Annotated in this window: 22 protein-coding genes and 1 pseudogene; 13 read left to right on the top strand and 10 right to left on the bottom strand. The window is 67.1% G+C overall.

The window, feature by feature from the left end; all coding sequences use genetic code 11:
* Window position 1: 1 nt before the first annotated feature.
* From QF050_RS04830 to QF050_RS04820, 3 genes are read right to left on the bottom strand one after another with little or no spacing between them, the layout of a single operon-like run.
* Complete coding sequence (locus QF050_RS04830; RefSeq protein ID WP_308932101.1) at window positions 2-976, bottom strand: iron chelate uptake ABC transporter family permease subunit; 975 nt, start codon at window positions 974-976, stop codon at window positions 2-4.
* Window positions 977-1,017: 41 nt separating this feature from the next.
* On the bottom strand, window positions 1,018-2,100 hold the full coding sequence (locus QF050_RS04825; protein ID WP_308929411.1) for an iron ABC transporter permease: 1,083 nt from the start codon (window positions 2,098-2,100) through the stop codon (window positions 1,018-1,020).
* 10 nt (window positions 2,101-2,110) lie between these two features.
* The gene (locus QF050_RS04820) at window positions 2,111-3,199 is read right to left on the bottom strand and encodes an iron-siderophore ABC transporter substrate-binding protein (protein WP_308929410.1); all 1,089 of its coding nucleotides are present in this window, start codon (window positions 3,197-3,199) and stop codon (window positions 2,111-2,113) included.
* A 356-nt stretch (window positions 3,200-3,555) separates the two neighbouring features.
* On the opposite strand from QF050_RS04820, the gene QF050_RS04815 reads away from it, so the two are divergent.
* Window positions 3,556-4,050 (top strand): FBP domain-containing protein, encoded by a 495-nt coding sequence (locus QF050_RS04815; RefSeq protein WP_308929409.1) that lies wholly within the window; start codon window positions 3,556-3,558, stop codon window positions 4,048-4,050.
* A 24-nt stretch (window positions 4,051-4,074) separates the two neighbouring features.
* Here the strand turns inward: QF050_RS04815 and QF050_RS04810 are convergent, their stop codons facing one another.
* From QF050_RS04810 to QF050_RS04800, 3 genes and pseudogenes are all read right to left on the bottom strand, one after another.
* The gene (locus tag QF050_RS04810) at window positions 4,075-7,554 is read right to left on the bottom strand and encodes an ATP-binding protein (RefSeq protein WP_308929408.1); all 3,480 of its coding nucleotides are present in this window, start codon (window positions 7,552-7,554) and stop codon (window positions 4,075-4,077) included.
* Window positions 7,551-8,501 (bottom strand): DUF4194 domain-containing protein, encoded by a 951-nt coding sequence (locus QF050_RS04805; protein WP_308929407.1) that lies wholly within the window; start codon window positions 8,499-8,501, stop codon window positions 7,551-7,553. The genes QF050_RS04810 and QF050_RS04805 overlap by 4 nt, the downstream gene beginning before the upstream one ends.
* Window positions 8,494-9,952: pseudogene (locus tag QF050_RS04800) on the bottom strand (DUF3375 family protein). Before QF050_RS04800 ends, QF050_RS04805 begins: the two are co-directional and overlap by 8 nt.
* A gap of 247 nt (window positions 9,953-10,199) precedes the next feature.
* On the opposite strand from QF050_RS04800, the gene QF050_RS04795 reads away from it, so the two are divergent.
* The 3 genes from QF050_RS04795 (at window position 10,200) to QF050_RS04785 (ending at window position 13,454) form a co-directional block, all read left to right on the top strand.
* Window positions 10,200-10,502: a hypothetical protein gene (locus QF050_RS04795; RefSeq protein WP_308929406.1), complete on the top strand. Its 303-nt coding sequence runs from the start codon at window positions 10,200-10,202 to the stop codon at window positions 10,500-10,502.
* Between the two features lie 62 nt (window positions 10,503-10,564).
* A complete protein-coding gene (locus QF050_RS04790) occupies window positions 10,565-12,565 on the top strand; it encodes an acyl-CoA dehydrogenase family protein (RefSeq protein ID WP_308929405.1) in 2,001 nt (666 codons plus the stop codon).
* Between the two features lie 64 nt (window positions 12,566-12,629).
* On the top strand, window positions 12,630-13,454 hold the full coding sequence (locus QF050_RS04785) for a TIGR04086 family membrane protein (protein WP_308929404.1): 825 nt from the start codon (window positions 12,630-12,632) through the stop codon (window positions 13,452-13,454).
* Between the two features lie 21 nt (window positions 13,455-13,475).
* Here the strand turns inward: QF050_RS04785 and QF050_RS04780 are convergent, their stop codons facing one another.
* Window positions 13,476-13,847, bottom strand: coding sequence for a YchJ family metal-binding protein (locus QF050_RS04780; RefSeq protein WP_308932100.1), 372 nt, complete (start codon window positions 13,845-13,847; stop codon window positions 13,476-13,478).
* 196 nt (window positions 13,848-14,043) lie between these two features.
* Here QF050_RS04780 and QF050_RS04775 point away from each other — a divergent pair, with 196 nt between their 5' ends.
* The 5 genes from QF050_RS04775 (at window position 14,044) to QF050_RS04755 (ending at window position 18,274) form a co-directional block, all read left to right on the top strand.
* Window positions 14,044-14,736: a hypothetical protein gene (locus QF050_RS04775; protein ID WP_308929403.1), complete on the top strand. Its 693-nt coding sequence runs from the start codon at window positions 14,044-14,046 to the stop codon at window positions 14,734-14,736.
* 27 nt (window positions 14,737-14,763) lie between these two features.
* A complete protein-coding gene (locus QF050_RS04770; protein WP_308929402.1) occupies window positions 14,764-15,768 on the top strand; it encodes an aldo/keto reductase family protein in 1,005 nt (334 codons plus the stop codon).
* Window positions 15,769-16,629 (top strand): SDR family oxidoreductase, encoded by an 861-nt coding sequence (locus tag QF050_RS04765; protein ID WP_308929401.1) that lies wholly within the window; start codon window positions 15,769-15,771, stop codon window positions 16,627-16,629.
* Window positions 16,630-16,737: 108 nt separating this feature from the next.
* Window positions 16,738-17,856 (top strand): sulfite oxidase, encoded by a 1,119-nt coding sequence (locus tag QF050_RS04760; RefSeq protein WP_308929400.1) that lies wholly within the window; start codon window positions 16,738-16,740, stop codon window positions 17,854-17,856.
* A gap of 34 nt (window positions 17,857-17,890) precedes the next feature.
* Complete coding sequence (locus tag QF050_RS04755; RefSeq protein ID WP_308929399.1) at window positions 17,891-18,274, top strand: RNA-binding S4 domain-containing protein; 384 nt, start codon at window positions 17,891-17,893, stop codon at window positions 18,272-18,274.
* A 14-nt stretch (window positions 18,275-18,288) separates the two neighbouring features.
* Here QF050_RS04755 and QF050_RS04750 read toward each other — a convergent pair whose 3' ends face one another.
* Entirely contained in the window at window positions 18,289-18,795 is a 507-nt protein-coding gene (locus QF050_RS04750; protein WP_308929398.1) for a hypothetical protein, read from the bottom strand.
* An 85-nt stretch (window positions 18,796-18,880) separates the two neighbouring features.
* On the opposite strand from QF050_RS04750, the gene QF050_RS04745 reads away from it, so the two are divergent.
* On the top strand, window positions 18,881-19,762 hold the full coding sequence (locus tag QF050_RS04745) for a cytochrome c oxidase assembly protein (protein WP_308929397.1): 882 nt from the start codon (window positions 18,881-18,883) through the stop codon (window positions 19,760-19,762).
* A gap of 102 nt (window positions 19,763-19,864) precedes the next feature.
* Window positions 19,865-20,482 carry a uracil-DNA glycosylase gene (locus tag QF050_RS04740; protein WP_308929396.1) on the top strand — a complete coding sequence of 206 codons (618 nt, stop codon included), beginning with the start codon at window positions 19,865-19,867 and terminating at the stop codon, window positions 20,480-20,482.
* Window positions 20,483-20,500: 18 nt separating this feature from the next.
* Here the strand turns inward: QF050_RS04740 and QF050_RS04735 are convergent, their stop codons facing one another.
* Window positions 20,501-21,736 carry a HipA domain-containing protein gene (locus QF050_RS04735; RefSeq protein ID WP_308929395.1) on the bottom strand — a complete coding sequence of 412 codons (1,236 nt, stop codon included), beginning with the start codon at window positions 21,734-21,736 and terminating at the stop codon, window positions 20,501-20,503.
* Window positions 21,737-21,744: 8 nt separating this feature from the next.
* Window positions 21,745-22,014 carry a type II toxin-antitoxin system Y4mF family antitoxin gene (locus tag QF050_RS04730; RefSeq protein WP_308929394.1) on the bottom strand — a complete coding sequence of 90 codons (270 nt, stop codon included), beginning with the start codon at window positions 22,012-22,014 and terminating at the stop codon, window positions 21,745-21,747.
* Between the two features lie 311 nt (window positions 22,015-22,325).
* Between QF050_RS04730 and QF050_RS04725 the strand changes: the two genes are divergently transcribed.
* Both QF050_RS04725 and QF050_RS04720 read left to right on the top strand, forming a co-directional pair.
* Window positions 22,326-22,961: a DedA family protein gene (locus tag QF050_RS04725; RefSeq protein ID WP_308929393.1), complete on the top strand. Its 636-nt coding sequence runs from the start codon at window positions 22,326-22,328 to the stop codon at window positions 22,959-22,961.
* A gap of 42 nt (window positions 22,962-23,003) precedes the next feature.
* The gene (locus QF050_RS04720) at window positions 23,004-23,711 is read left to right on the top strand and encodes a FadR/GntR family transcriptional regulator (RefSeq protein WP_308929392.1); all 708 of its coding nucleotides are present in this window, start codon (window positions 23,004-23,006) and stop codon (window positions 23,709-23,711) included.
* Window positions 23,712-23,724 lie beyond the last annotated feature (13 nt).

The following is a 23,724-nucleotide window of genomic DNA, read 5'->3' as shown; positions in this document are numbered from 1 at the left end:
GTCAGGCGTCCTTTCGGTTGGCTGTGACCAGGAGCCACAGCAGGAACGGGGCACCGAGCGCGCCGGTGACCACTCCCACCGGCAGGACGGTTCCATCCAGCAGCAGCGGGGCGAGGTTGGCGGCGAAGTAGTCCGCCGCGAGGACAATCAGGGCACCCACCAAGGCCGACGCCGGCAGGCCGGGTTTGCCGGTAAAGCGGCGGGCGATGGGTCCGGCCAGGAAGGCGACGAAGGCGACCGGCCCGGCAGCCGCCGTCGCCACCGCCGCCAGCGATACCGCGATGACCACCACGGCCAGGCGGGTGCCGGCGACGCGGAGTCCCAGTCCGGCGGCGGCGTCATCTCCCAGCTCCAGGATGCGCAACGGCCCGGCGATGAACACGACGGCGGGAACCAGGGCCGCGAGCGCCAGGAACAGGACGCCGGCGCGGCCCCAGTTGGCGGAGTTGAGCGAGCCGTTCAGCCAGACCAGGGCGTCGGCGGCGGTACGGATGTCGGCGCGGGTCATCAGGAAACTGACCACCGCCTGCAGGGCGGCGGCGATGCCCACCCCGGCCAGGACAAGGCGGTTCCCTGCGGCGTTCCCCCGGCCGGGCCCGCGGTTCCTGCCGCTGGAGATCGCATAGATGAGGACGGCTACGGCGAGCGCACCGGCCAGCGCCGCCCCGGACACCGTGACACCGGACGCGCCGAAGACAACGATGGCAACAACGGCTGCGGCACTGGCTCCGGAGCTGATGCCAATAACGTCGGGGCTGGCCAGCGGGTTGCGGAGCATCGTCTGGAACAGTGCGCCGGCCAGTCCGAACGCAACACCGATCATGGTTCCGATGACGGCGTGCGGAAGCTTGTTCTCCATCACGATGAAGCTGGCGCCGGGGATTTTGGGTCCGCCGGTCAGGTGGTTGGTGACGATTGTGAAGAAGTCCGGGATGGTGACCGTATAGCTTCCCAGCAGGACGGACACGAAAAACATCACCACCACGGCGGCGGCCAGCACGGCAGTCCTGTGGACCCTCACAGGCCGGCTCCCTTCCCGCGGCGGATCAGCCACACGAAGACCGGCGCGCCGACCAGGGCCGTCATGATGCCGGCCGGAACCTCGCCGGGGAGCAGCACCACCCGTCCGATGATGTCCGCCCCGAGCAGCAGCGCAGGGGCGGCCACCAGGGAGAAGGGCAGGATCCAGCGGTAATCCGGGCCGGTGAGGAAACGGACGGCGTGGGGCACCACCAGGCCAACGAAGCCGATGGGGCCGGCCAGCGCGGTGGCGGTGCCGCACAGCAGGACGATTCCCAGGGCGGTTCCGGCGCGGGCGGGGCCAACGCGCTGCCCAAGCCCGCGGGCGGTGTCGTCGCCCAGTGCCATGTTGTTGAGGGTCCTGCCGCCCTGCAGCACAATGAGCGCCCCTGCGGCCAGGAAGGGCAGGCCGGGCAGCAGCACGGCCCAGTCCCGGCCTGCGGTCCCGCCCACCTGCCAGAACCGGAACCTGTCCAGGGTGTCCTGGCTGGAGACCAGGATGACGTTCATCAGCGAGGAGAGCCCGGCGCTCAGCGCAGCCCCCGCGAGCGCGAGCTTGACCGGCGTGGCGCCTTCCCTCCCCAGCGAGGCGATGAAGTACACCACGACGGCGGCGGTTGCGGCGCCGATGAAGGCGAACCAGATGTAGCCGGAGAAGCCGGTCACACCGAAGATGTAGATGCCGGTCACCACGGCCAGGGCTGCACCGGCGTTGACCCCGATGATGCCGGGATCGGCCAGCGGATTGCGGGCAACTCCTTGCATTGCCGCGCCGGCCAGGCCCAGGGCGCCGCCGGCCAGCAGGCCAAGGACAGTCCGCGGAATCCGGGCCTGGACCACGGCATGGTCGCCGTTCGCGGGGTCGAAGGCGGCTAGCGCCTGCCAGACAGTGCCGGGTGGAACATCGCGGGCCCCCACGGCCAGCGACGCCCCGGCCATGAGCACCAGCACGACGACGGCGGCGGCCAGCCAGGCTGCACGCTTCCTTCCCGGGGCGTCACCGCGGAGGGGAGCAGCCGCCGCCTGAGCCGCCACCTGGGTGCCGGGATCCGCGGCGGGACGTGCCGTCGTCGTACTCATGGCGCTGGACCTACTTCACCGCATCCGCTGCGGCGGCGAGCTGTGGCAGGAACGTGTCCAGGGACCACGGCAGGCTCAGCGGCGAGGATGCTGAGATGGAAAGGGTCAGGGTGTTGTCCGAATCGGCAACCAGGGCGCCGTTCTTGATGGCGGGAATCTGGCCCAGCAGGGAATCGGCCTTGATGGCGTTCGTGGTGGAGGCATCGGGGACCCAGGTGACGAAGATGTCCGAGGCCAGTTCGTTCGCCTTTTCTGCGGACCACTGAATGTAGAACTCTTTGGAGCCCTTGGAGTTGTCCGCCACCACCGGGGCCAGGGTCATGCCGATTTCGGTGAGGAAGCGGGGGCGGTTGTCATTGGCCGTGTAGACGTTCACGCCGTCACCCTTGGCGGGCTCGAGGTTGCCGTAGATGAAGCTCTTACGCGCGATCTGCGGGTACTTGGCGACCTTGTCCTGGACGGTGGCTTCGGTGTCCGCCACCAGCTTGGCCGCCTGGGCCTCCTTGCCCAGGGCCTTGCCGATGATGGTGGTTGAGTCCTGCCAGGAGGTTCCGTATGCCACCTCGGGGTGGGCCACCACGGGGGCGATCTCGCTGAGCTTCTTGTAGTCCTCTTCGGTGAGGCCCGAGTAGGCGGCGAGGATGACGTCGGGGCTGAGCTTGGCGATCTCGGTGAAGTTGATGCCGTCCGCTTCGGAGTACTGGACCGGCGCCTTGGCGGAGCCGAACCCGGCGCCCAGCTGTTCCAGGGCGGCGTCCTTCCAGGGGGTGGAGCCCTTGCTGTTGCCGCCCCAGTCGTTCTTGGGGACGCCCACCGGCACCACGCCCAGGGCGATGGCGACGTCGTCGTTCACCCAGGAAACGGTGGCCACCCGGGTGGGCTGCTTCTCAATGGTGGTACTGCCGAACGCGTGCTCGATGGTGACCGGGAACGCTGCGCTGCTGCTGGAGCTGCCGGCGTCGGCAACGGAGGAAGCGGGGCCCGTGGAGCAGGCCGAGAGCGTGAGCGCGGCTGCTGCCACAACGGCTCCCGCTTTGCCGGCAGAGGAAAACAGGGTCCGACGGCTGGGGAGGGGACCAGGGAAAAGGGGGGATGTCACGGGGCTCCTTCAAGGGGGGCGGAGGAAAACTTAAGTAAGGCTAACCTATGTAAATCATCATTACGCAACATTTTTGTCACCTAATCCGAAATGGGTGACCAACGACACATCCAGGCATCAATCCTTGGACAGTTGACTCTCAATTTGGCAGGATGGCCTTGCCGGGGCCGGCCAAAGCCGCGCCGGGACACTGAACATCGGACAGGACAACGGGAATGCGCATGCAGAGGGTCGTCACGGCCGCCGCTGCCATGGAGAGCGGGGTGGCCGCTTTGGCCTGCTCCGCGGAGACTGACTGACTCTCCCCCGTTACCTTGGCCCTGATCCGGGCCGCCCACTGCTACGAAAGTTCAGCCATGCAATCAGTCACGCCTCAGCAAATCCGCTCATCCTTCGTCAACGCCAGCCGCTCAGAAGCTGCGAAACTGACGCTGCCCAAGAATTTCGACTCCCTGGACTGGGACAGCCTGGAGTTCCTTGGCTGGCGCGATGCAAAGATGCCGCTGCGCGGTTACCTGGTGGTTCCTGGCCCCAAGGGACTCACCGGAATCATGCTCAGGGCCCCCGAGGGAGGCGCCCGGAAGAACCGCTCCGTGTTGTGCGAACTCTGCCGGGACGTGTTCTCCAAGGAGGACGTCCTGCTCTGGGTCGCCAAACGGTCAGGCCAGTCCGGGCGCGACGGCAACACCGTGGGCACCCTGATCTGCGCCGACTTCGTGTGCTGCGGCAACGTCCGCAGGGAACCGCCGGCCAACGAGATCAACCCCGACCCGGCCGTCGTCGTACAGCGCCAAATCCAGGGGCTGCAGGACCGTACGGCGCAGTTCCTGGCGCGTGTGCAGTCCAGGTAACCGGCACAGTCCAAGTAGTGCCGGTTACCGCAGGACGATGTCCACCGGGTTCGCCTCCGACCGCCAGGCGCCTTCCTCCCCCGGCCGGGGGCGGATGACGGGTGCGGTCAGGACGCCGGAGCGGTTGGTGCGTTTGTCACGCAGGATTTCGGTGACGGAGCCCAGGTGCCGGGACAGGTCGATCACGTTTTCGGGGGCGGCCAGCAGCAGCTGGAACCCGAATTCGTGCAGCGCCTTGATCCCGGCACCGGCAAACTCCTCGGAGGCGAGCACGAAGGCCTCATCCATCATCACTGTGCCGTAGGTGGTGAAGCCCTGCTCGGCAATGCCCAGCTGGTAGCTGAGGGCGGCGGCCATGATGAACGCGGTAAACCGCTGCCGCTCGCCGCCGGACATGGAACCGGTATCGGCGTGCATGAAGACTTCGGTCTTCTTGCTGCCGCCCTTCTTTCCCGAGGTGGGGGCGGCGACTTCGCGATGTTCCTTGCACTGGATGAAGAGGTGGCCGCGGACGTCCAGGACCTCCGCCCGCCAGCGCCGGTCCTCCGGCGCCTGCGAACCCAGCCGCTTGACCAGCGTTTCCAGGGACTTGTAGCGGGCGGTGAGCTCGCCGTCGTCGTCCCTGTCTGGACCGGGGCCATCGGCACGGCCTGCCTCCGCCTTCGCCGGCCGCGTGTGCCGGGCCTTCAGCGCGTTCTGGATGGCGTCCTTGAACTGCTTGGCGGTAGGCGGCAGTGTCTGCTTGATGTCCAGTTCCAGGTAGCTGCCCTCGTGGAAGTTCACCTGCGAGAGGATGCCGTTCAGGGGCAGGATGCGGCTGGTGATGGAGCGGCGTTCCTCGTCCAGCAGGTGCAGCAGGGTGCTGAAGGACTCATGCGTGCGCTGGTTGAAGAACTGCCGGAACTCTGCTTCCTGTGCGGGCAAGCCGTCATTCACGATCGCGTGGTAGCGGGCCTCGAATTCACTGGCCGCCCCGATGCTGGTGCCGTGGTCCGCCGAGATGGCGCTGCCCCACTCCCGCACGAAGCCTTCGAAGATGCGGGTGAGCCGCTCCGCCGTGGCCTGCCCCCGTGACTCTGCCGTGTGCAGTTCGCCCAGCAGGACGGTCCGGACCCGGTTGGCCAGGTTGTCCAGTTCGTGCATTTCGGTCACGTCGCCGAATTCCGCGAAGTGCGGTTCCAGCGCTGCGGCCGTGGCGTCCGACGGCGGCGCCTGGGCCAGGCGGACGCGCGCGGCTTCCAGCAGCGCGTCCGCCCCCGTCAGCTGGCGGTCCAGTGCCTTGTATTCGCTTTGCAGGACGGCAGCGGACTCGGTGCTGGACTGGTGTTTCTGCCGGACTTCCTCGATGGTGGCGCGGAGCGGTTCCAGGTCCGCCTGCGCGGCCAAGGCGTCCTTGAGCCGCTGCTCGATCCGGGCGAGCTCATCCGCCGCGACGGCCGCGGACACCTGTTCCCAGGGACGGTCATCCTCGGCGATGCGGCGGAGGGCATCGAGCTGCCGGCTCATGCCCTGGTGCGAGTCCTCGCGGCTCTGGGCGAGTTCGGCAGCCTTGGCCACTTCCTGGCGGAGGTCCTCCACCTGTCCGGCCACGAGTTCGAGCTTGGCGGCGTTGTCGAAGCCCAGCACGTAGTCCTGGCGGCTGGTAAAGCGGTCATCCTTCTCCACCGTGTGCCGGTTCCGCTTGACCACGCCGCCCAGGCTCAGGCCCTTGTCCAGCGCCGCCAGCTCGTCCGGATCCTCCACGCACGGATAGGCGAAGTCCAGCGCGATCCGCTCACGGACCCACTCGCCGGCCTCGGCCACCGCACCCGCGGCGAGGATATCCAGCTTGGCCAGGAGGTCGCCGTCGCGCGCGTCCTCCACGGCGAGCGCACCGCCGGCCAGGGGCTTGGAGACGTCCACCGCCCGCAGCGCGCCGCGGACGTTGTGGTCGTTGAGGTACCGGGTGACGGCACCGAAGTGCTCGCCCGGCACCAGCAGGGTGGTGGCCAGGTTCCGGAGCGCGCGTTCCGCTGCCGGGCGCCACCGTTCCTCCCCTTCGGCGAGGTCCATGAGCTCGCCTGCGAACGGCATCCGGTCTTCCGGGATCCCCGTGGCGGCGGCGATCGCGGCGCGGTTTTCAATGCTCGACGGCGGCAGCAGGGATTTGCGTGTCTTCAGCGAGACGAGTTCCTGCTCGGCGGCCGCGAGCTCCCTCTTGCGGGTGGCGTGGGCGTCGAACGCCTCGAACCGCAGCTCCTGCAGGGCCTGCGAATCATCCTTCAGCTCGGCGGACCTCGCCGCCGCCTGCTCATGGGCCTGCTCCCAGCCGGCCGCGCTCCACTCAAGCTGCAGCCCGGCGTCGGACAATGCCTGCTGGGCCGCCTCCTCCACCTGCCGGCGGAGCTTCAGGCCAACGCGGGCGTTTTCCAGCGACTGCTCGATCGCCGAGATGGCGTTGCCGCCCTGGTTGTTGTAGTCGGTCTCCAGCTGCCGCAGTTCCTTGGCCAGGCCGTCGCGGACCGCACGTTCGGCGCCGAGCTCCTTGGCCTTCGCCTGCGCCAGCTCGCGGAACCGGACCAAGGTCTTCTGGTGGACCTCGACGGCCAGCTTCTGCTTGTAGGCCTCGAACTCCTCGCCCACCAGCTCCCGGAGCCGGTTCGCGTCCAGCAGGGACTGGGCATATTCACGGTTCAGGCCAGGGACGGGGGCCAACTGGTCGCGCTGCTGCCGGACGTCCTCCAGCCGCTGGCGGATGGACATCAGGTTGCTGAACTCCTCCACCACGTCATCCGCGGCGGCCAGGGTGGCAGGGGCATCCAGCACCTGGTCACGGAAGAACGTGTTGACGCTGCCGCCCAGGCCCTTGCCCGCCTGGATCACGCGCAGCAGGGGCAGCGCCTGGTCCGAGCTGATGCCCAGCAGCCGCCGGAACCGCTCAGCGAACGCCTTGTGGACATCGAATACCTGGGCGTGCGGGAAGATCGCCTCCAGCGCACCCTTGGTGAAGCGCTTGTCCGCGATGCCTTCAACGGCCTCCAGGTCCAGCGGCACATTGTCGATCAGGTAGAACCGGCCCACGCTGGATTCCGTGCCGTTCTTGGGCAGGTCGAACAACGCCGAGACCGTCACCCGGGTGCCGGCTGCGTTGTCGAACGTCAGGGCGACGGCGGACCAGGTGGCACCCGGGCGCTGGAACGCACTCGCCGAGCCCTCCCCCACCGCCTTGTCCCCCACCTTGCCGCGCATGTACGTGAAGGTGGTGCGCTTGTCCTCCACCGCACCGCCCGAACGCTGCGCGGCTGCCTCGTTGGACCGCGGCCGCGCATCGAACACCCGGAGCATGGCATCGAACAGCGTGGACTTGCCCACGCCGGAATTACCCGTCAGCAGGGTGCCGTTGCGGTCCACATGCATGGTGTGCGCCCCGTGGAACGTCCCCCAGTTGACCACCTGCACCAAGGCAAGCCGCATCTGGCCCGGGTTGGTTACGTCCCCCAACGGGAGCATGCTTGCGATGGTCACTTGGTCACCTCAGTCGTGGTTTCGTTCGCGCCGCCACCGGGCACATGCTCGGCGTGCTCGCTCGTTCCTCGCTTAGACGCACGCTGCCGCATGTCCCCGTCGCCACCGCTAGTGCCCGGAACCTGGGTATCCACTGACGATGACGCCGGTGCCGCCCCGGGAGTGGCATCGGCGTCGTCGTCCTCGGGACCACTGTCCGCGTCGAGGTCAAGGAGTGGTTCTGTTCCTGACTGGTCGGCCGAGGCCGCCACGAGGGCCTCGATGTGGGCCGGGATGTCGCCGATGTTTTCGAAGGGCAGTGCCAGGGGCAGGGCGTTGGAGATGGCGTAGACGTCGTCCAGGCCGGTGGGGAGCAGGAGTTGGCGGGCCAGGAGCTTGGTGATGGCGCGGGTCACCACATCGGAGTCCCGGAGCGCGTCCTGCTGGCCGGCCGGCTGGTAATGCGCCACCAGGTCCGTGATTTCCTCGCGCGTGATGGTGGGGTCTGTCTGGGCGGTGACGTGCCGGTCCAGCAGCAGGCGGAGCCGGAGCAGCACAATGGTTTCGACCCGGCTGAGCGCGCGCTGCTGCCGCAGGATGCTGGAGCGGGTGCTGCCGCCGATGACCTCCGGGTCAACGGGACGGAGGACCGCGATCTTCCGCTCATGGTCCAGCTGCAGGGTAAGGAACAGCTCGGAGAGGCGGCTCCGAAGAATCAACTGGTTGTCCAGCAGCACCGTCCAGAGCTTCTCGTCGCGGCCGCCGTCGATGTAGGGGCCCTTGAGGAGCTTGACCAGGGCTTGCCGCACCTTCATGGGCAGCACGCCGGTATCGCCCGGGAACAGGGCTGCGCCATCGACGAAGGTGTCGCGGGGGGAGACTGCTCCGGTGATGTGGCCAGTGGATATCGGTGTTTCGACCGGCTCAACCACCGGCTCGTCCACCGGCGTCGTGATTTCCTCAGTCATCTGAATCCTTTGCGAGCGTGACCACCGGCAGGTAGGCGCCTGCGGGTGGAACCGTCTATCTGTTCGAAGTCCAGGCCGTCCCAGGCTCCGCGGTTGAAGTCCGCACCCCGGTGCAGGGCTTCGGAGAGGAGGGCGCGGATGGAGTTGATGTGCTGTTCCTCGGACGGCAGCTGCTGCCAGGCGTCGGCGAGCGTCGCAGCCCCGGCCATGGCCGCCCGGACCAGCGCGGGCTTGGCCTTGCCGGTCCTCTGCGAGCGCACCCGGTCCGAGTCGGTAAAGGCGATGGGATCGGCCAGGCGGGGCGGGGCCGCGAACTCGTCGGGATCGAAGAGCTTCACCATGGACAGTGACTCGAAGCCGGCGTTGTACAGGACCGGGCCCGGTACCAGGCCGGGCCGTTCACGCTCATATGGCAGGGAGCGGATGGCCTGCTCCGCTTCGCGCAGGACCTGGCGGAGCCGGACCGACTGGCGGAAGTCGTCACTTTGGACGTACGTATTCAGGCTCTCGCTGAGCTTGCCGTAGATGCGCTGGATCTGGCTGTGCTGCTGCCGGAGCTCGGCCACCAGGTTCTTCAGCGTCTCCCGGTCCTCGGGTGAGAGGTCATCCGCGAACTGCCGGCTCAAGACTTCGCCGATGGCGGACCGGAACCGCAACTGCTGCTGCGGGTCCTCCAGGAATGCGGTGAAGGACCTGAACGTCCTGCCCTCCGGGCTCTGGCGGAGCCGTTTGTCGGCCTCCAGGACCTGGGCCATGGTGGCGCCCTTGGTCAGCGACTCCTCGATGATCTGGTTGCGCAGGCCGCCCACCAGTTCCTCGATCCGGTCGCGCATCTTCTTGTAGTCCGCGGGCAAGCTGGCAGCCAGGTCCAGGATGTTCCCTGCAGCCTCCACGGCTTCGTCGTCGTCCAGCAGGCCGTCGAACTCGCCGGTGCTGATGTCCTGGATGAGCTGCTGCCGCTCTTCGATTTCCTCTTCCAAGGCTTCCAGGCGGGCGCTCTGGTCCGGGTTGGTCTCGTTGGCGAGTTTCTCCACGTCCCCCAGCAGCGTTCCCAGCCGGGACCCGTTCAACGTGGACCTTTCGCTGGAAAGGCTGTCCAGGAAGGCCAGCACACGGGCGGCCGGTTCGGTGACCTCGTAGACGATCTGGCCTGACTGGTTCCGGCGGGTCAGGAACTGCCTGCGGGTCCACTCATCGCCGAAGGACTTCCCGTTGGCCCCTCCGCCCAGCCCGGGATCCTGGCGCCGGAGATCCTCAAGGAAGGAGTCGACGTCGGCATGGAATTCTTCCAGCGGCAGCTGCGGCCGGGTACGGGTAAAGGAAGCCTGGAGCACCGCGATCACCCAGGGCGCCGAACGCGTCAAGGCCCAGGCGGGTCCCTTGGTGAGGAGTTCGAGGTCCCGGAGCCGGGCGCTGATGGCGTCAGCGGATGACCTGGCGGTGCGGGGCACACACTCTCCTTGGGCTGGTGGGCGGGGGCGCGGCAGCGGGACGAACCGGAAAACTGCCAACTACAAGGTTAACGCAGGCCGCCGCGACCACTCCGTGACCTACCTGCGGGTATTGTTTCGATCCCGTATCAACAGCCCCTTCCGCCCCATGCGCCTCTGGCTGGCCGCGGGCCTGTCCCCCTAGGCTGCTGCTACTGGTCTTCGCCACAGCAGTCTTTCGCAACGCAACGCCGCAGCAGGGGGATTCATGCAGTTCGATCTGAGCACAGTGGAAACAGCCACCATGGTTTTTATCGGGACGCTGGTATTTGGCGCGATTCTGGCCGCATTCGTCCTCGCCGCCGGGCTGGTTGCCCTGGTGCTGCTGGGCGCCGGCAAGCTCACGTGGACAGTGCTGGCCACGACGCTCCTGGCAGTGGTCCACGGGATCAACGCCGGGTGGGACAGGCTGGTCCACCGCGCGGCCGCCGTGGATATTTCCGGCGATTTCCAGGGCCAAACGTCCCCTAGTACCGGAACCTACCCGCGGGTAATCTTGAGTGACAGCTGAAGGGTTCTCCAACCCGGCGGATCCATGGCTACACCGGCCATTCCGGCCCAAGGAGATAACCCATGAGCTCCGCTACTGACAGCCAGGCCAAAGACGCCCCGGCTGAGGAAACCCCCGTCCCGGCCGGCAACATCGGGGCCGGCGCCACCGCCGAAGACGCCCGGGCCGTCGCAGAAGCCGCCCGGGAAACCGGCTGGGACCGTCCCAGCTTCGCCAAAGGCCTCTACCTGGGCAGCTTCGACCTCGGCCTGGTCCATCCCTGGCCCGCCGCCGATCCCGCGTCCGTGGAAAAGGGCGAGGCATTCATGGCCCGCCTCACCGAGTACGCCAAGACCATGTCCGGGCGGGTCATCGAACGCGACGCGAAGATCCCGGACGAGTACATCAATGGCCTGGCCGGCCTGGGCGTCTTCGGCATGAAGATCCCGGAGGAATACGGCGGACTGGGCCTCTCGCTGGTGTACTACGGCCGGGCACTCGCCCTTCTCGGCAGCGTCCACCCCAGCCTCGGAGCGCTCATCTCCGCACACCAGTCCATCGGCGTTCCCGAGCCCGTCAAGGTCTTCGGCACACCGGAGCAAAAGCGCGAATACCTCCCCCGCTGCGCCGGCGGCGCCGTCACTGCGTTCCTCCTCACGGAACCGGACGTGGGCAGCGATCCTGCCCGGATGGGCAGCACGGCAACGCCAACGGACGACGGCGAGGCGTACCTCCTGGACGGCGTGAAACTTTGGACCACCAACGGTGTGATTGCCGAACTGGTGGTGGTGATGGCACTGGTCCCGGCCCACACCGACTCCGCAGGCACAAACCATAAGGGCGGCATCAGTGCGTTCGTGGTGGAGATGGACTCCCCGGGCATCACGGTGGAAAACCGGAACGCCTTCATGGGATTGCGCGGCATCGAAAACGGCGTGACCCGCTTCCACCAGGTGCGGGTTCCGGCCGCCAACCGGCTGGGGCGCGAGGGACAGGGCCTGAAGATCGCCTTGACCACGCTGAACACCGGCCGCCTGGCGCTGCCGGCGCTGTGCGTGGCCTCCGGGCGCTGGAGCCTGAAGATTGCCCGCGAATGGTCCAACGCCCGCACCCAGTGGGGCCGGCCCGTGGGCGAACACGAAGCCGTGGGCAAGAAGATCGCGTTCATCGCGGCCTCCGCCTTTGCCCTGGACGCGGTCTTCGAACTCGCCGCCGAGCTTGCCGACGCCGGGCAGAAGGACGTCCGGATCGAAGCCGCGCTCGCCAAGCTCTGGGCCACCGAGATCAGCTGCCGGATCGCTGACGAGCTGGTGCAGATCCGCGGCGGCCGCGGGTTTGAAACGGCCGAATCGCTGGCGGCCCGCGGCGAGCGCGCAGTACCGGCAGAGCAGCAGCTGCGGGACATGCGCATCAACAGGATCTTCGAGGGGTCTTCCGAGATCATGCGGCTGCTGATTGCCAGGGAAGCCGTGGATGCGCACCTGGCTGCCGCGGGCGACCTCGCGTCCATGGATGCGAGCCTTGCCGATAAAGCCAAGGCCGCCGTCGGCGCCTCAGGTTTCTACGCCAGGTGGCTGCCCAAGCTGGTGGCCGGCGCCGGCATGGACCCCCGCTCGTACAACGGGTTCGGCAGGCTGGCCAAGCACCTGCGGTTCGTGGAACGCTCCTCGCGCCGGCTGGCACGGCAAACCTTCTACGGCATGGGCCGGTGGCAGGCGAAGCTGGAGCGGAAACAGGCGTTCCTGGGCCGCATCGTGGACATCGGCGCCGAACTCTTCGCCATGACCGCCTGCTGTTCCCGCGCGGAGATGCTGCTGCACACCTCCCCCGGCACGGCCGCCGGCGCATACGAGCTCGCGGACGCCTACTGTGAGCAGGCGAAGGTGCGGGTGGACGAATACTTCGACCAGTTGTGGCGGAACACTGACGATGCGGACCACACGCTGACCCGCAATGTCCTCGCCGGTGACTACACCTGGCTGGAAGCGGGCGTGCTGGACCAGTCCGAGGGCACCGGTCCGTGGATCGCCGACGCCTCCCCCGGCCCGTCGCAGAAGGAAGACCTGCACCGCAAATACCGGTAAAACCGCAGGTCACAAACTAGTAAGCACGCTTGCTATCAGGGGTGGCGGGTGGTTGAGTTGGTTCATGAGCAGCTCAACGGACCCAGAGAACCTGCCTCCCCGCCGTGTCCGGGGGGACGAAACCTCCCGCAATGGCAACCACCGCGCGGGCGCAGCGGAGGATTCCGCCACGCGCTCGATGGACAAGACCCCTGCCCGCACCCCGGAGGACAGGGATTACGCCGCCGCCCCCACCGCGGAGCGCGAGTACCAGCCGGCCCCGACTGCCGCGGCACCCGTGGTGGACCCGACGCTGACGGACAGGGAAACCGCAGTCGCCCGCCAAAAGGAACGCTTTGGCGGCATCAAGGCGGGGTCTGCGTTCTTCGGCTGGCTCACCGCCACCGGGATGGCCGTGCTGCTGACCGCCCTGGTGGCAGCCGCCGGAACCGCCGTTGGGCTGGCCAACAACACCGATGTCAACGCGGCCGTAAACCAAGCTGCGCAGAACAGCGGCACCGTAGGGCTGGTGGGCATCATCGTCCTGCTCGTGATCCTGTTCCTGTCCTACTACTGCGGAGGCTACGTCGCCGGGCGGATGGCGCGCTTCAACGGCGCAAAGCAGGGGCTCATGGTGTGGATCTGGGCCCTGATCGCGGCGGTCGTGGTCGCCATCCTGGGCCTGGTGGCCGGGCAACAGTTCAACGTCCTGGCCAATCTCAACAGCTTCCCGCGGATCCCCGTCAACGAAGGCCAACTGACCACCACCAGCATCATCGCAGCCGTCGTGGTGGCGGCCGTGGCCCTGGTGGGCGCCGTCCTGGGCGGGCTTGCGGGTATGCGGTTCCACCGCAAGGTTGACCGCGCCGGCTTCACGCCGGACAGCGAGTATTACGACGACGGCGAATAGTCTGCGGGCAGCGCGCGGCTGCTAGGAGGACAGGATGTCACCGTCCACATAGAGCCATCGGCCGCCTTCGCGGACAAACCTGCTGGCTTCGTGGAGGATGCCGCGGTCCGCGCCGTGCCGGTAGTAGGCCTTGAACTCGACCGTCCCTTTAGTGTCGAAGGGACCGCCCTGGCTGGTGGCCACAATATCCAGGCGCCGCCACTGCATGGCCGGGTCCAGGTCCAGGCCGGCCGGGACCGTGCCCGGATGCTGGGTCCGCAACAGGTATCCCTCATCCAACCTGACGAACGCGGTGTAGCGGGACCGCATCAGCTGCTCCGCGGTTGCGGGTTCGGCCTGGCCGGAATGGAACCTTCCGCAACACATTGCGTACGTTTCGCCGGACAGGCACATGCAGTTCGCGGACTCATTCGATTCGGTCACCCGGTGATGCTGTCACATCGGGTAACAGCTTCGCTACAACACTGGCCGCGACACCGCGCGCGGCCGCACGTCGAGCCAAAAATCCGTATGGTGGAGGAGGAGCTTGGCCCCCCGGCGCTGTGCGCCGGCCGCAAGCCCGGGGATGTTGGTGGAAAGGAGTGATGACGTGGAGCAACCGGACACTCTGGTCCTCAACCTGACCTTCTTCGGCACCATGGGCGTAGCCCTCCTGATGTTCTTTGCCCTCTTCCTCCTCGGGGTGATTACCTTGGTCCTGGCAGGCCTGGGCCGTCTTGCAGGCATCGTCCTGATGACCTTGTTCGGAAAAGGCCCGCGCACAGTCCTTGCGCTTTCCGCGGCGGCACGGGATCAACACCCGGAATCCCGCAAATCCTGGCGGGAACGCGCCGCCACCCTCAGCCCGGCCCGGCTCACGGAGTCCCTGCGCACCGCCGTCGCACGCCACCCGAAGCTTGCCGTCCGCCGCGAACCCCCTGTCCTCGCAGAAGACTGGGCTTCAGCAGTGGCGCGGGCGGATGCCCGCGCCACTGCCCGGGCCAAAGCCGCGGCACCGGAGATCAAACTGTCGGTGCGGGACCTTCCGGATCCCGCTGTGCCCGCCGACAAGGTGGAGGAGGTGGCTCCGCTGGTGGAATCCGCGCTGCGCAACCACCGGCCGCCGCACGAGCTGCCGAGATCCTTCAAGAGGCCCCAGCCGTCCCACCCGCTCGCGCCATTGGACACCGGGTCCCTCGTTTCGCTGGCCGGCCCGCAGCAGGTGCTCAAGGAACAGGAACCGGACAGGAACCGGACGTCGCCCGCCGCGACGCGGGAGAACGGCAAGCAGCCCTTACCCTGAGCAACCAACTGGGTTAGCGTGAAACCCATGGAATTCAGATACCTCGGAAACAGTGGCTTCAAAGTCTCGGAAATCACGTTCGGCAACTGGCTGACGCACGGCTCGCAGGTGGAAAACGACGTCGCCGGCCAGTGCGTGCGCGCGGCCCTCGATGCCGGCATCAGCACCTTCGACACAGCGGACGTCTACGCGAACACGGCAGCGGAAACCGTCCTGGGCGAGGCGCTGAAGGGCGAGCGCCGGGAATCCCTGGAAATCTTCACCAAGGTCTTCGGCCCCACCGGCCCCAAGGGCAAGAACGATCTGGGCCTCTCACGCAAGCACATCATGGAATCCATCAACGGGTCACTGCGCCGGTTGCAGACAGACTACGTGGACCTCTATCAAGCCCACCGCTACGACTTTGAAACGCCGCTGGAAGAGACCATGCAGGCGTTCGCCGACATCGTCCGGCAGGGCAAGGCGCTCTACATCGGGGTGAGCGAATGGACCGCTGACCAGCTGCGTGAAGGCCACAAGCTGTCCAAGGAACTGGGCTTCCAGCTCATCTCCAACCAGCCGCAGTACTCCATGCTGTGGCGGGTTATCGAGGCGGAAGTTGTCCCGGCGTCGGAGGAGCTGGGGGTGTCCCAGATCGTTTGGTCGCCCATGGCCCAGGGCGTCCTCAGCGGCAAGTACCTTCCCGGCCGGCCGGCCCCGGAAGGCAGCCGCGCCACGGATGAGAAGGGCGGTGCCAAGATGATCCAGCGGTGGATGCGCGACGACGTCCTGGCAGGTGTGCAGGACCTGAAGCCGATTGCCGCCGAAGCGGGCCTGACCATGCCGCAGCTGGCCGTTGCGTGGGTCCTCCAGAACCCGAACGTGGCATCCGCCATCGTGGGCGCGTCCCGGCCTGAACAGATCGCGGACAGCGTTGCGGCGGCAGGCGTGAAGCTGGACGCCGCGGTCCTGAAGAAGATCGACGACGCCATCGGCGGCCTCGCCGAACGGGACCCGGCCCAGACCAAGTCGCCGGCCACCCGGGAAGCCTGAATGCAGTCCCCGGCCGATCTCCCGGAGCTTGCGGTCACCGGATCAACCGGAGGCCTGGGCGGCATGCTGGCGCGGCAACTTGCCGGGTCCGGATTCGCGCAACGCCTGCTGGTGCGCGACGCCGCCCGGGCCCCGGAACTGGCCGGGGCCTCCGCCGTGGCGTGTTCCTACGGGGACGGCGCCGCGTCCCGGCAGGCCCTGGACGGGGTAAAGCTGCTGTTCATGGTGTCCGCGGCCGAAGCCGAAGACCGGCTGCAGCAGCACTACGCGTTCGTGGACGCCGCCGCTGACGCCGGAGTGCAGCACGTGGTTTACACGTCCTTCTACGGCGCTGCGCCGGATGCCACCTTCACCTTGGCGCGGGACCATTACGCCACGGAGGAGCGGATCAAAGCCTCCGGAATGGACTTCACGTTCCTTCGGGACAACTTCTACCTGGACTTCCTGCCGCTGATGACCGGGGAGGACGGCGTGATCCGCGGTCCTGCCGGTGAAGGCGTGTTTTCCGGGGTAACCCGGGAGGATGTGGCCCGCTCCGCCCATGCGGTGCTCCGCGATCCGGCAATCCATAAGGGAATGACCTACAACCTGACCGGACCGGAAGAGTTGACGATGGCGCAGGCCGCCCGGGTACTCAGTGACGGAACGGGCCGGACCATCAGCTACCACCCGGAAACGGTGGAGGAAGCCTACGCATCCCGGGCGTCCTACGGTGCTCCACAGTGGCAGTTGGACGCGTGGGTGAGCACCTATACGGCGATGGCGGCCGGGGAGATGGCGGGGCTGTCACCTGACGTGCACGGGCTGACCGGCCAGGACCCGATCAGCCTGGCCGAGTTCCTGACCCGGCCTGTCCTGTAGCGCTCCCTCCCCGGTCCGTGGGGCTGTTGACGGACCGGGGAGCCCGGCGTAGACCTGTGGCTAGGCGCCGCCACCCCGGCGGAGCACGGCTCAGAGAATCCCGGCGCCATGACAGAGACCAGAGAACACAGGCAATCAACAACCGTGGCAGCGGAAACCCTCCCGGTTCCCGCTGGCCCGTCGAACGGCCCGCTCACTCCCGAGGAGTTGCAGCTCTCCGCCCGCAACCATTCAATGCCACTGGAGGCGCTCCGCCGCGAGGTCACGCCTCCCGGGCTCCACTACGTGCTCACGCATTTCGATATCCCGGATATCGACAGCCCCTCCTGGCATCTGCGGATCCGCGGTGCGGTGGAACGGACCCTGGAGCTGGGCATGGCCGCCCTCCGCAGGGCCCCGGCCATCACCCTTCCGGTCACCCTGGAGTGCGCGGGCAACGGCCGGTCGCTGCTGGAGCCGCGGCCCCTCAGCCAGCCGTGGGTCCTGGAAGCGGTGGGCACGGCCCATTGGACCGGTGTTCCGCTGGCCTACCTCCTGGGCAAAGCGGGTGTACTGCCGGATGCCTTGGAGGTGGTCTTCACCGGCGCGGACATGGGCGTGCAGGGCGGCGTCCCGCACCATTACGCGCGCAGCCTGCCGGTCCGCGAAGCCCTGCGTCCCGACGTCGTCCTTGCCTACAAAATGAACGGCGCCGAACTGCCGCCGCAGCATGGGTACCCGCTGCGCCTGGTGGTTCCGGGCTGGTACGGGATGGCCAGCGTCAAATGGCTGGAGTCGATAGAGGTGGTCAAAGAGCCGTTCACCGGGTTCCAGCAGCAGTCCGCCTACCGTTACCAGGCCTCCGCGGATGACGCCGGCCGGCCGGTTTCGAGGATCAGGGTGCGTTCGCTGATGGTTCCGCCGGGTGTCCCGGACTTCTTCACGCGCGGGCGGTTTGTCCGCCCGGGCCCGGTCATGTTGCAGGGCAGGGCCTGGTCCGGGGAAGGCGCCGTGGCCGGCGTCGAGGTAGCCATTGACGGCACGTGGCTGCCCGCCCGGTTGGGCAAGCCGGCCGGCGGCTACGCGTGGCGGGGCTGGACCATGCCGTGGGTGGCCGAACCCGGCGAGCATGTCCTGGCCTGCCGCGCCACCGACGTCACCGGCGCCACCCAGCCCCTGGAACAGAATTGGAACTACCAGGGGATGGGCAACAACGTAGTGCAGCGGGTCAGGGTGATAGTGGAGTGAAGCCGGCGGCCCGGGGCTATACTCGGTGCCAATCATGACCAGCCTCCCATCCTCCCCCGCCAGTGTCCGAATCGATGCGTGGTTGTGGGCCATCCGTGCCTACAAGACACGGTCCGCCGCCACCGCCGCCTGCCGGGCCGGGCACGTCCGCCTCAACGGCAGCCCTTCCAAGGCTTCAGCGACTCTGGTCACTGGAGACACGGTGACGGTGCGCATGTCCGGGTACGAGCGCATCCTTGAAGTGCGGCGGCTGATCGCCAAGCGCGTTGGAGCCGAGGCCGCATCCCATTGCTTCACGGACCACACTCCCCCGCGGCCCGTCCTGCCGGCGCTGGGGCTCCCGCAACGCGACCGGGGCGCCGGCCGGCCCACCAAGAAGGACCGCCGTGAGATGGAGCGCCTCAAGGGACCGGCCTAAGGCTGCACCCTGGCTCAGTTTCTGGTCCGCCCCCGCACGAGGTTCGCGTACGGCAGTTTCCCGTACTCCTCGACAAAACCTGTGTGGTAGTCCGCCTCGGCCTGGTTAAGGGTTTCGGCGGCCATTTCCTTCCACGCGACCAGCAGCGTCCCGGCATCCCTGAGTTGCCAGATGAGCCGGCCGTCCCAGTGGCCCGGCGGCTTTCCGTGTCCGAAGTCCAGGAACTCCTGGATCTGCCGCCTTAGCCCGCGGTTGCCCTTGCTGCCCGGACCGGCTTTGCCGAGGTACAGGACGGCGGCCGTGTCCACCCAGGCAGCTTTAAGGTCCTGCTCCGGCAGGGAGGGATCTTTCTTCTTAAAGACGCCGGCGGTGCTCTTCTTCAGGAATTCCGGCTGGAACGCGTCCGGCGTCAAGACGACGAAAATGCCCGTTCCCCGCGGGACCCGCATGGCCTCAAGGTCCTTGGCAGGCCTGAAGCCCAAAAAGCCGTCATCTCTCAAGCCCTTCCTGGTGAACTGCATCCTCACATTGAACAGCATCCCGGCAGTCCCCGATCTCCGAAAAAACGCCCATGCTGTTCTCAGGAATACTGGCTACCATTGGCCCGTGCCACCGCTTGAGATCCTTATTTCCTCCTGGCGCCTCGACTGGGCCGCCACAGTGTTCGTCGTTGTGGCCGGAGTCCTCTACGGGTGGGGGATGCGTTCGGCCGGACGGAAGGGCCACCGCTGGCCGGCCTGGCGTGCGCTGGCGTTCTACGTCCTGGGCCTTGGTACTTTCGTCATCCTGACCTGCGGCTTCACCGGCGTGTACGGCCCGCAGCAGCGGTGGGCGTTCACCCTCAAAATTTCCCTGCTGCTCTTTGTGGTTCCGCTGCTCATCGGCCTGGGCAAGCCGCTGACGCTCGCGCGTGCGGCGTTGCCGGACCACGGAGCGGCAGTCTTTGACGCTGTCCTGTCCAGCCGTCCGGTGCGGTTTGTCAGTAATTCATTCGGCGCACCCTTACTGGGGCTGGCCCTCTTCTCCACCTTTCTGACGCCGGCCTTCTACACGCTGCGGACCAACCCTGCGGCCGACGCACTGCTCACGCTTGGTGTCCCGCTGCTGGGCATGCTCATGGCACTGCCCATCATCGAAGAATCCAATTTCCAACGGTCCAGCGCCTACCTGACCCTGGAATTCATGTTCGTGTTCATTGAGTTGCTGATCGACGCCGTCCCCGGAATCCTCCTTAGCCTCAACGGCCAGGTCCTCGACCATGCAATGACCGTCCCGGATCCCCAGTGGTGGTTCAGGGACGCCCTCCAGGACCAGCAGTTCGCGGGGAATTTGCTGTGGTTCATCTGCGAGGTGGTGGACCTGCCGCTGATCATCCTCATGTTCATCCGCTTCTCACACAGCGACAAGCGCGAAGCCTTGGTGTTTGATGAACTGACCGACGAGCAACTCGATGAGCTCCACAACCAGCACCTGCGGGGCCGGCACTAGGCTGGCCTGGGCCAAAAATCAAGTGTGCCCACCTCCCGCCGCGGAAGCGTAGAGTGACATAGGACGCCTGATTCTGGACGCCTCGCCGCAAAGGGAGAAACCGTGACGATTGATTGGGACGAAAAAAAGGCCCTGCTACAGGAACCGAACATCGCGAAGGTAACCCAACTTTGCGAAGAACTGATGGAGAAGAAGCCCGGTTCCACCGTCCCCTATATCGACCCCGTCCATGACGAAGACGAGTGCCGAATCATCAGCCTCCAGGCCAGCCCCGGCAAGGGCACCGAATCCGGGTTCGTCTCCCTGTATAACGACGACGAAGCAGCCCGCCGCGCCACCCAGATCTACGAGCTCGCCGAACTGGATCCGCAGTACGTCATGCCGTGGAACGCGTACCCCTGGATCCGCGAAAGCGGCAGCCCGTCGGCGCTGAGCGTCCAGGAGAAAACCGACGGCCTGCGCCCCTTCCGCCAGTTCCTCAAAATCAATTCCCGCGTCTCGGCGGTCATCGCGCACGGTACGGACGCTTCCACGTTCCTGACCCTTTTTGAAAAGACCTACCACTCGTCGCTGAAGAACAGCGGCATCAAAATCTACAAGGCCTCCGCCCTCGGCGGCAGGGCCTTTGCTGTCTCAGAGGCCAAGCAGGAAGAACTCCTGGCCAAGAGCGTGGAAACCTACCGTGATGCCATGCAGCGGGCGGGCATCCAGCACCTCTAAGACTGCGGCCGGCTCCGGCTACAGGCCCTCCAAGAGGCGGCGGCGGTGTTTCAGTTCCTTGACCCACGCCCTGGTGACCATCTCCGGAAAGGGTGACCCGCCGGCGTCGTCCGCCGTGGAATTGTTCACGACGGCGAAGGCCGTCCCTGCCTCAAGGTCGGCGATCAGCGGCCCAGACGCCTTCAGGGCCAGCTCCACCACGGTGGAGGCCGCACGCTCCGGCAGGCCCAACGTGGTTGCCCAACCCAGGAAATGCCGTCGGGAGATGCCGGTCCGTTTTCCGCCCAGGGTCAGCGCCAGGGTCTTGTCCCCGTAAACCACTGTGGAGGGAATGTCGTACGCCGGGGCGATCCCCCACTCCCCGCCGGGGTCCTGCACCATGGACACGTTCTTGGCGTGCAGGTCGCCATTGCCGGTGAGCCAGGCAAAAGCGGCCTGAAGGGCGAGGTTCCGCAGGGCGGGCAGCGGTGCCGCGCAGTGGTCGGCCAGCGCCTTGCAGACCTGCCCGTACCCCACGTTGTACTTATCCGCCGGGTAGAGCTTGAGTACCTGGGCACCGTCTTCAACGGCAAGGCGCAGGACGTCGTCCGGGCCGCCGCCAGGGAGCGGAATACGGTCGAAGCGTTCCACCAGCAGCCCGGGGCGCCCCGCGACATCGCGGATCAGCTGTACCCGGCTCAGGGGAACCCGCAGCTTCGCGGCGTAGCGGAACATGACGAACTCGTTTTCCACCACATGCGGAAACTCGGGAGCATTGAGTTTGAGGATGAACCGCTTCCCCGCCTTGGCCACTGGCAGCGAGATCATTCCGGCGGAAAGCTTGTCCTGCACCCCGGCGAGCGCCACGGGATCGATCAGGTCGGAGTCGCCGATGAGCTGTTCGAAATCCACCGGTTGCCCGGGATCCAGGCGCACCGCATGCTCGTCCGGGTCCAGCGGCTCCCCGTGGCCGACCACCTGCACGTCGCCCACCGGATTACCGCCCGCAGCGATGAGCAGCGAGAGGTCGTCGTCAGCACTCGCCTTGATGGACCGGCGGAGCGCGTTGAGCCGGCGCCCTTCCGGCAGCAACCCCGTGAAGTAGGGCGGAGCGGCACCGGCGGCGGACAGGACGGGTTCGTCAGTGAGCGGCAGGGAGGTGGCGACGGCGGCCCTCCCGGATTCCAGGTAGGCGGGCAGGTAGCTGAACCGGGTGCCGCCGTCGTGCCGCTCAAGCCTGGCGGCCAGGATACCGGCCTTGTACACGTCTGCCACGCGGTGCCTCATTCGCCGGTTCCGCCTTCCGTTGCGGCGGGCCGCGGGAACGTCCGCACGGCGTGGCTGGTCCGTGGCGCGACCTGGAGCTCGAGCCCCAAGGCCTCCAGCAGGGCAAGCAGCGAGTCCACTTGGACGCTGGGCTTTCCCCGTTCCACGAAGCGCACGAAACGCTCGGATACGCCGGCAAGGTCCGCCAGGTCACGCTGGTTGAGCCGAAGGGACTTGCGCCGCGCGCGCACCTCCAGTGCCACCTGCTCCATGAGGGAGTCGGTCACCACACCTCCTAGGCACGATCGTGCCGATTAAGGCCAAATTAGCACCATGGGAACGAAAAGATAAGTCCCGCGCCTGGACAGACGGCACGTTCGTGCCGATTCACCTTCGGATGTTCGTCGGGTCAACTGTCAGGGAATTTTCAGGAGCGCAGGCGCATACTCGAAGTTATCCTGACCGCCGGCCAAAGAAACAGGCTCACCCTTGACGTCCCCCTCCAACCGTCCACCCGAGGCAGTGTCCCCGGAACGGGCCGCAGCGCTGTTCATCAATATGGTGTTCAGCCTGGCGCCGCGGGCTTAGGGTTGCTGCCATGACGGGGTTCATCGACGGCCTCTTGAACGTCAGCCCACTGGTGGCGTATATCGCCGTGTTCTGCCTCGTCTTTGCCGAGGACGCCTTGTTCATCGGTTTCGTCATCCCAGGAGAGACCGCGGCCGTCCTGGGCGGCGTGGTGGCCAGCCGGGGCGAAGTCCAGCTGGGCGTCATGATGGCCCTGGTGGTCGCCGCCGCGATCGTGGGCGACAGCGTGGGGTATGAAGTGGGAAAGCACCTGGGCAGCCGCATCCTGAAAAGCAGGGCGCTGGCCCGCCACTCCGGGAAGCTGCACAACGCCCAGGACCTGCTCCGACGCAGGGGCGGCGCCGCCGTGTTCCTGGGCCGGTTCACCGCCTTCTTCCGGGCGGTCATGCCGGCCCTGGCCGGCACCTCGCGGATGCCTTACGGCCGCTTCCTCGCCTACAACGCGGCAGGCGGCGTGGTGTGGGGCATCGGCTTCGTCCTCCTGGGCTTCCTGGCGGGAAACTCCTACGAAGCCGTAGCGCAGGCAGCCGGTCGGGACATCGCCGTCGTCAGCGTCGGTGTGGCGGTGGCCGCGCTCATCGCCTGGCATTTCCGCACGCGGCGGCGGCGGCAGCACCGGCGTGCCGCAGGACAGCGGCAGGACTAGGGAGGGCTTGACAGCGACTGTGACGGGTGCCATATTTAAGGCGTGAACCTGTCAGACAGCCGGACAGCAGGACAGCCTGCATCCCGTCCCCTTGCCCGGCTGAGCGCTGCCGAGGCGGTGTTCAACACCATCCGTGCGGACATCGAATCCGGCACCTTTCCGGTGGGCAGCAAGCTCAGCTCGGAAGCCACGCTGTCCCAGCAGTACGGGGTCAGCCGCTCGGTCATCCGGGAAGCGCTCCGCTCGTGCACGGCCTTGGGCCTGACAGTCACCCGGACCGGCAAAGGCACGTTCGTCATTGCCGGCAAGGTGGCCAATGACCTCACCCTGGGGCAGTACTCGGCACGGGACCTGACCGAGGCCCGCCCGCACATCGAGGTCCCGGCCGCCGGGCTGGCCGCCCAGCGGCGCACCCCGGAAGAACTGGAAACCCTCCGCGACATCGTGGCGGCCATGGCCACGGAAACCGACCCCGAGTCCTGGGTGGTCTTGGACTCCTCCTTCCATGCGGCCATCGCCCGGGCCAGCGGCAACAAGGTGTTCGCAAGCGTGGTGACGGACATCCGGGACGCCCTGGCCCACCAGTCCGAGACGCTGAACATGGTGGCAGACCGCCAGCACGCCTCCGACGTTGAACACCAGCAAATCCTGGCCGCCATTGAGTCCGGCTCCCCGGACAACGCCCGCGCCGCCATGGCCCACCACCTGGAAGCCGTGGGCGCGGCCCTGGACTCCATCCTCAACAACTAGACACATCCAACCG

The organism is Arthrobacter sp. SLBN-112, from assembly GCF_030944625.1.
GTDB lineage: Bacteria > Actinomycetota > Actinomycetes > Actinomycetales > Micrococcaceae > Arthrobacter.
The sequence above is the reverse complement of the archived record's forward strand: the minus strand, read 5'-3'. Positions and strand labels throughout refer to the sequence as shown.

Excerpts from the sequence above, each read along its gene's own strand:
- QF050_RS04785 (WP_308929404.1), top strand. The coding sequence starts at position 12,630 with ATGAGCAGCTCAACGGACCCAGAGAACCTGCCTCCCCGCCGTGTCCGG.
- QF050_RS04725 (WP_308929393.1), top strand. The coding sequence starts at position 22,326 with ATGACGGGGTTCATCGACGGCCTCTTGAACGTCAGCCCACTGGTGGCG.
- QF050_RS04770 (WP_308929402.1), top strand. The coding sequence starts at position 14,764 with ATGGAATTCAGATACCTCGGAAACAGTGGCTTCAAAGTCTCGGAAATC.
- QF050_RS04765 (WP_308929401.1), top strand. The coding sequence starts at position 15,769 with ATGCAGTCCCCGGCCGATCTCCCGGAGCTTGCGGTCACCGGATCAACC.
- QF050_RS04815 (WP_308929409.1), top strand. The coding sequence starts at position 3,556 with ATGCAATCAGTCACGCCTCAGCAAATCCGCTCATCCTTCGTCAACGCC.
- QF050_RS04750 (WP_308929398.1), bottom strand. The coding sequence starts at position 18,795 with ATGCAGTTCACCAGGAAGGGCTTGAGAGATGACGGCTTTTTGGGCTTC.
- QF050_RS04780 (WP_308932100.1), bottom strand. The coding sequence starts at position 13,847 with ATGTGCCTGTCCGGCGAAACGTACGCAATGTGTTGCGGAAGGTTCCAT.
- QF050_RS04760 (WP_308929400.1), top strand. The coding sequence starts at position 16,738 with ATGACAGAGACCAGAGAACACAGGCAATCAACAACCGTGGCAGCGGAA.
- QF050_RS04805 (WP_308929407.1), bottom strand. The coding sequence starts at position 8,501 with ATGACTGAGGAAATCACGACGCCGGTGGACGAGCCGGTGGTTGAGCCG.
- QF050_RS04830 (WP_308932101.1), bottom strand. The coding sequence starts at position 976 with ATGTTTTTCGTGTCCGTCCTGCTGGGAAGCTATACGGTCACCATCCCG.
- QF050_RS04795 (WP_308929406.1), top strand. The coding sequence starts at position 10,200 with ATGCAGTTCGATCTGAGCACAGTGGAAACAGCCACCATGGTTTTTATC.
- QF050_RS04755 (WP_308929399.1), top strand. The coding sequence starts at position 17,891 with ATGACCAGCCTCCCATCCTCCCCCGCCAGTGTCCGAATCGATGCGTGG.
- QF050_RS04790 (WP_308929405.1), top strand. The coding sequence starts at position 10,565 with ATGAGCTCCGCTACTGACAGCCAGGCCAAAGACGCCCCGGCTGAGGAA.
- QF050_RS04825 (WP_308929411.1), bottom strand. The coding sequence starts at position 2,100 with ATGAGTACGACGACGGCACGTCCCGCCGCGGATCCCGGCACCCAGGTG.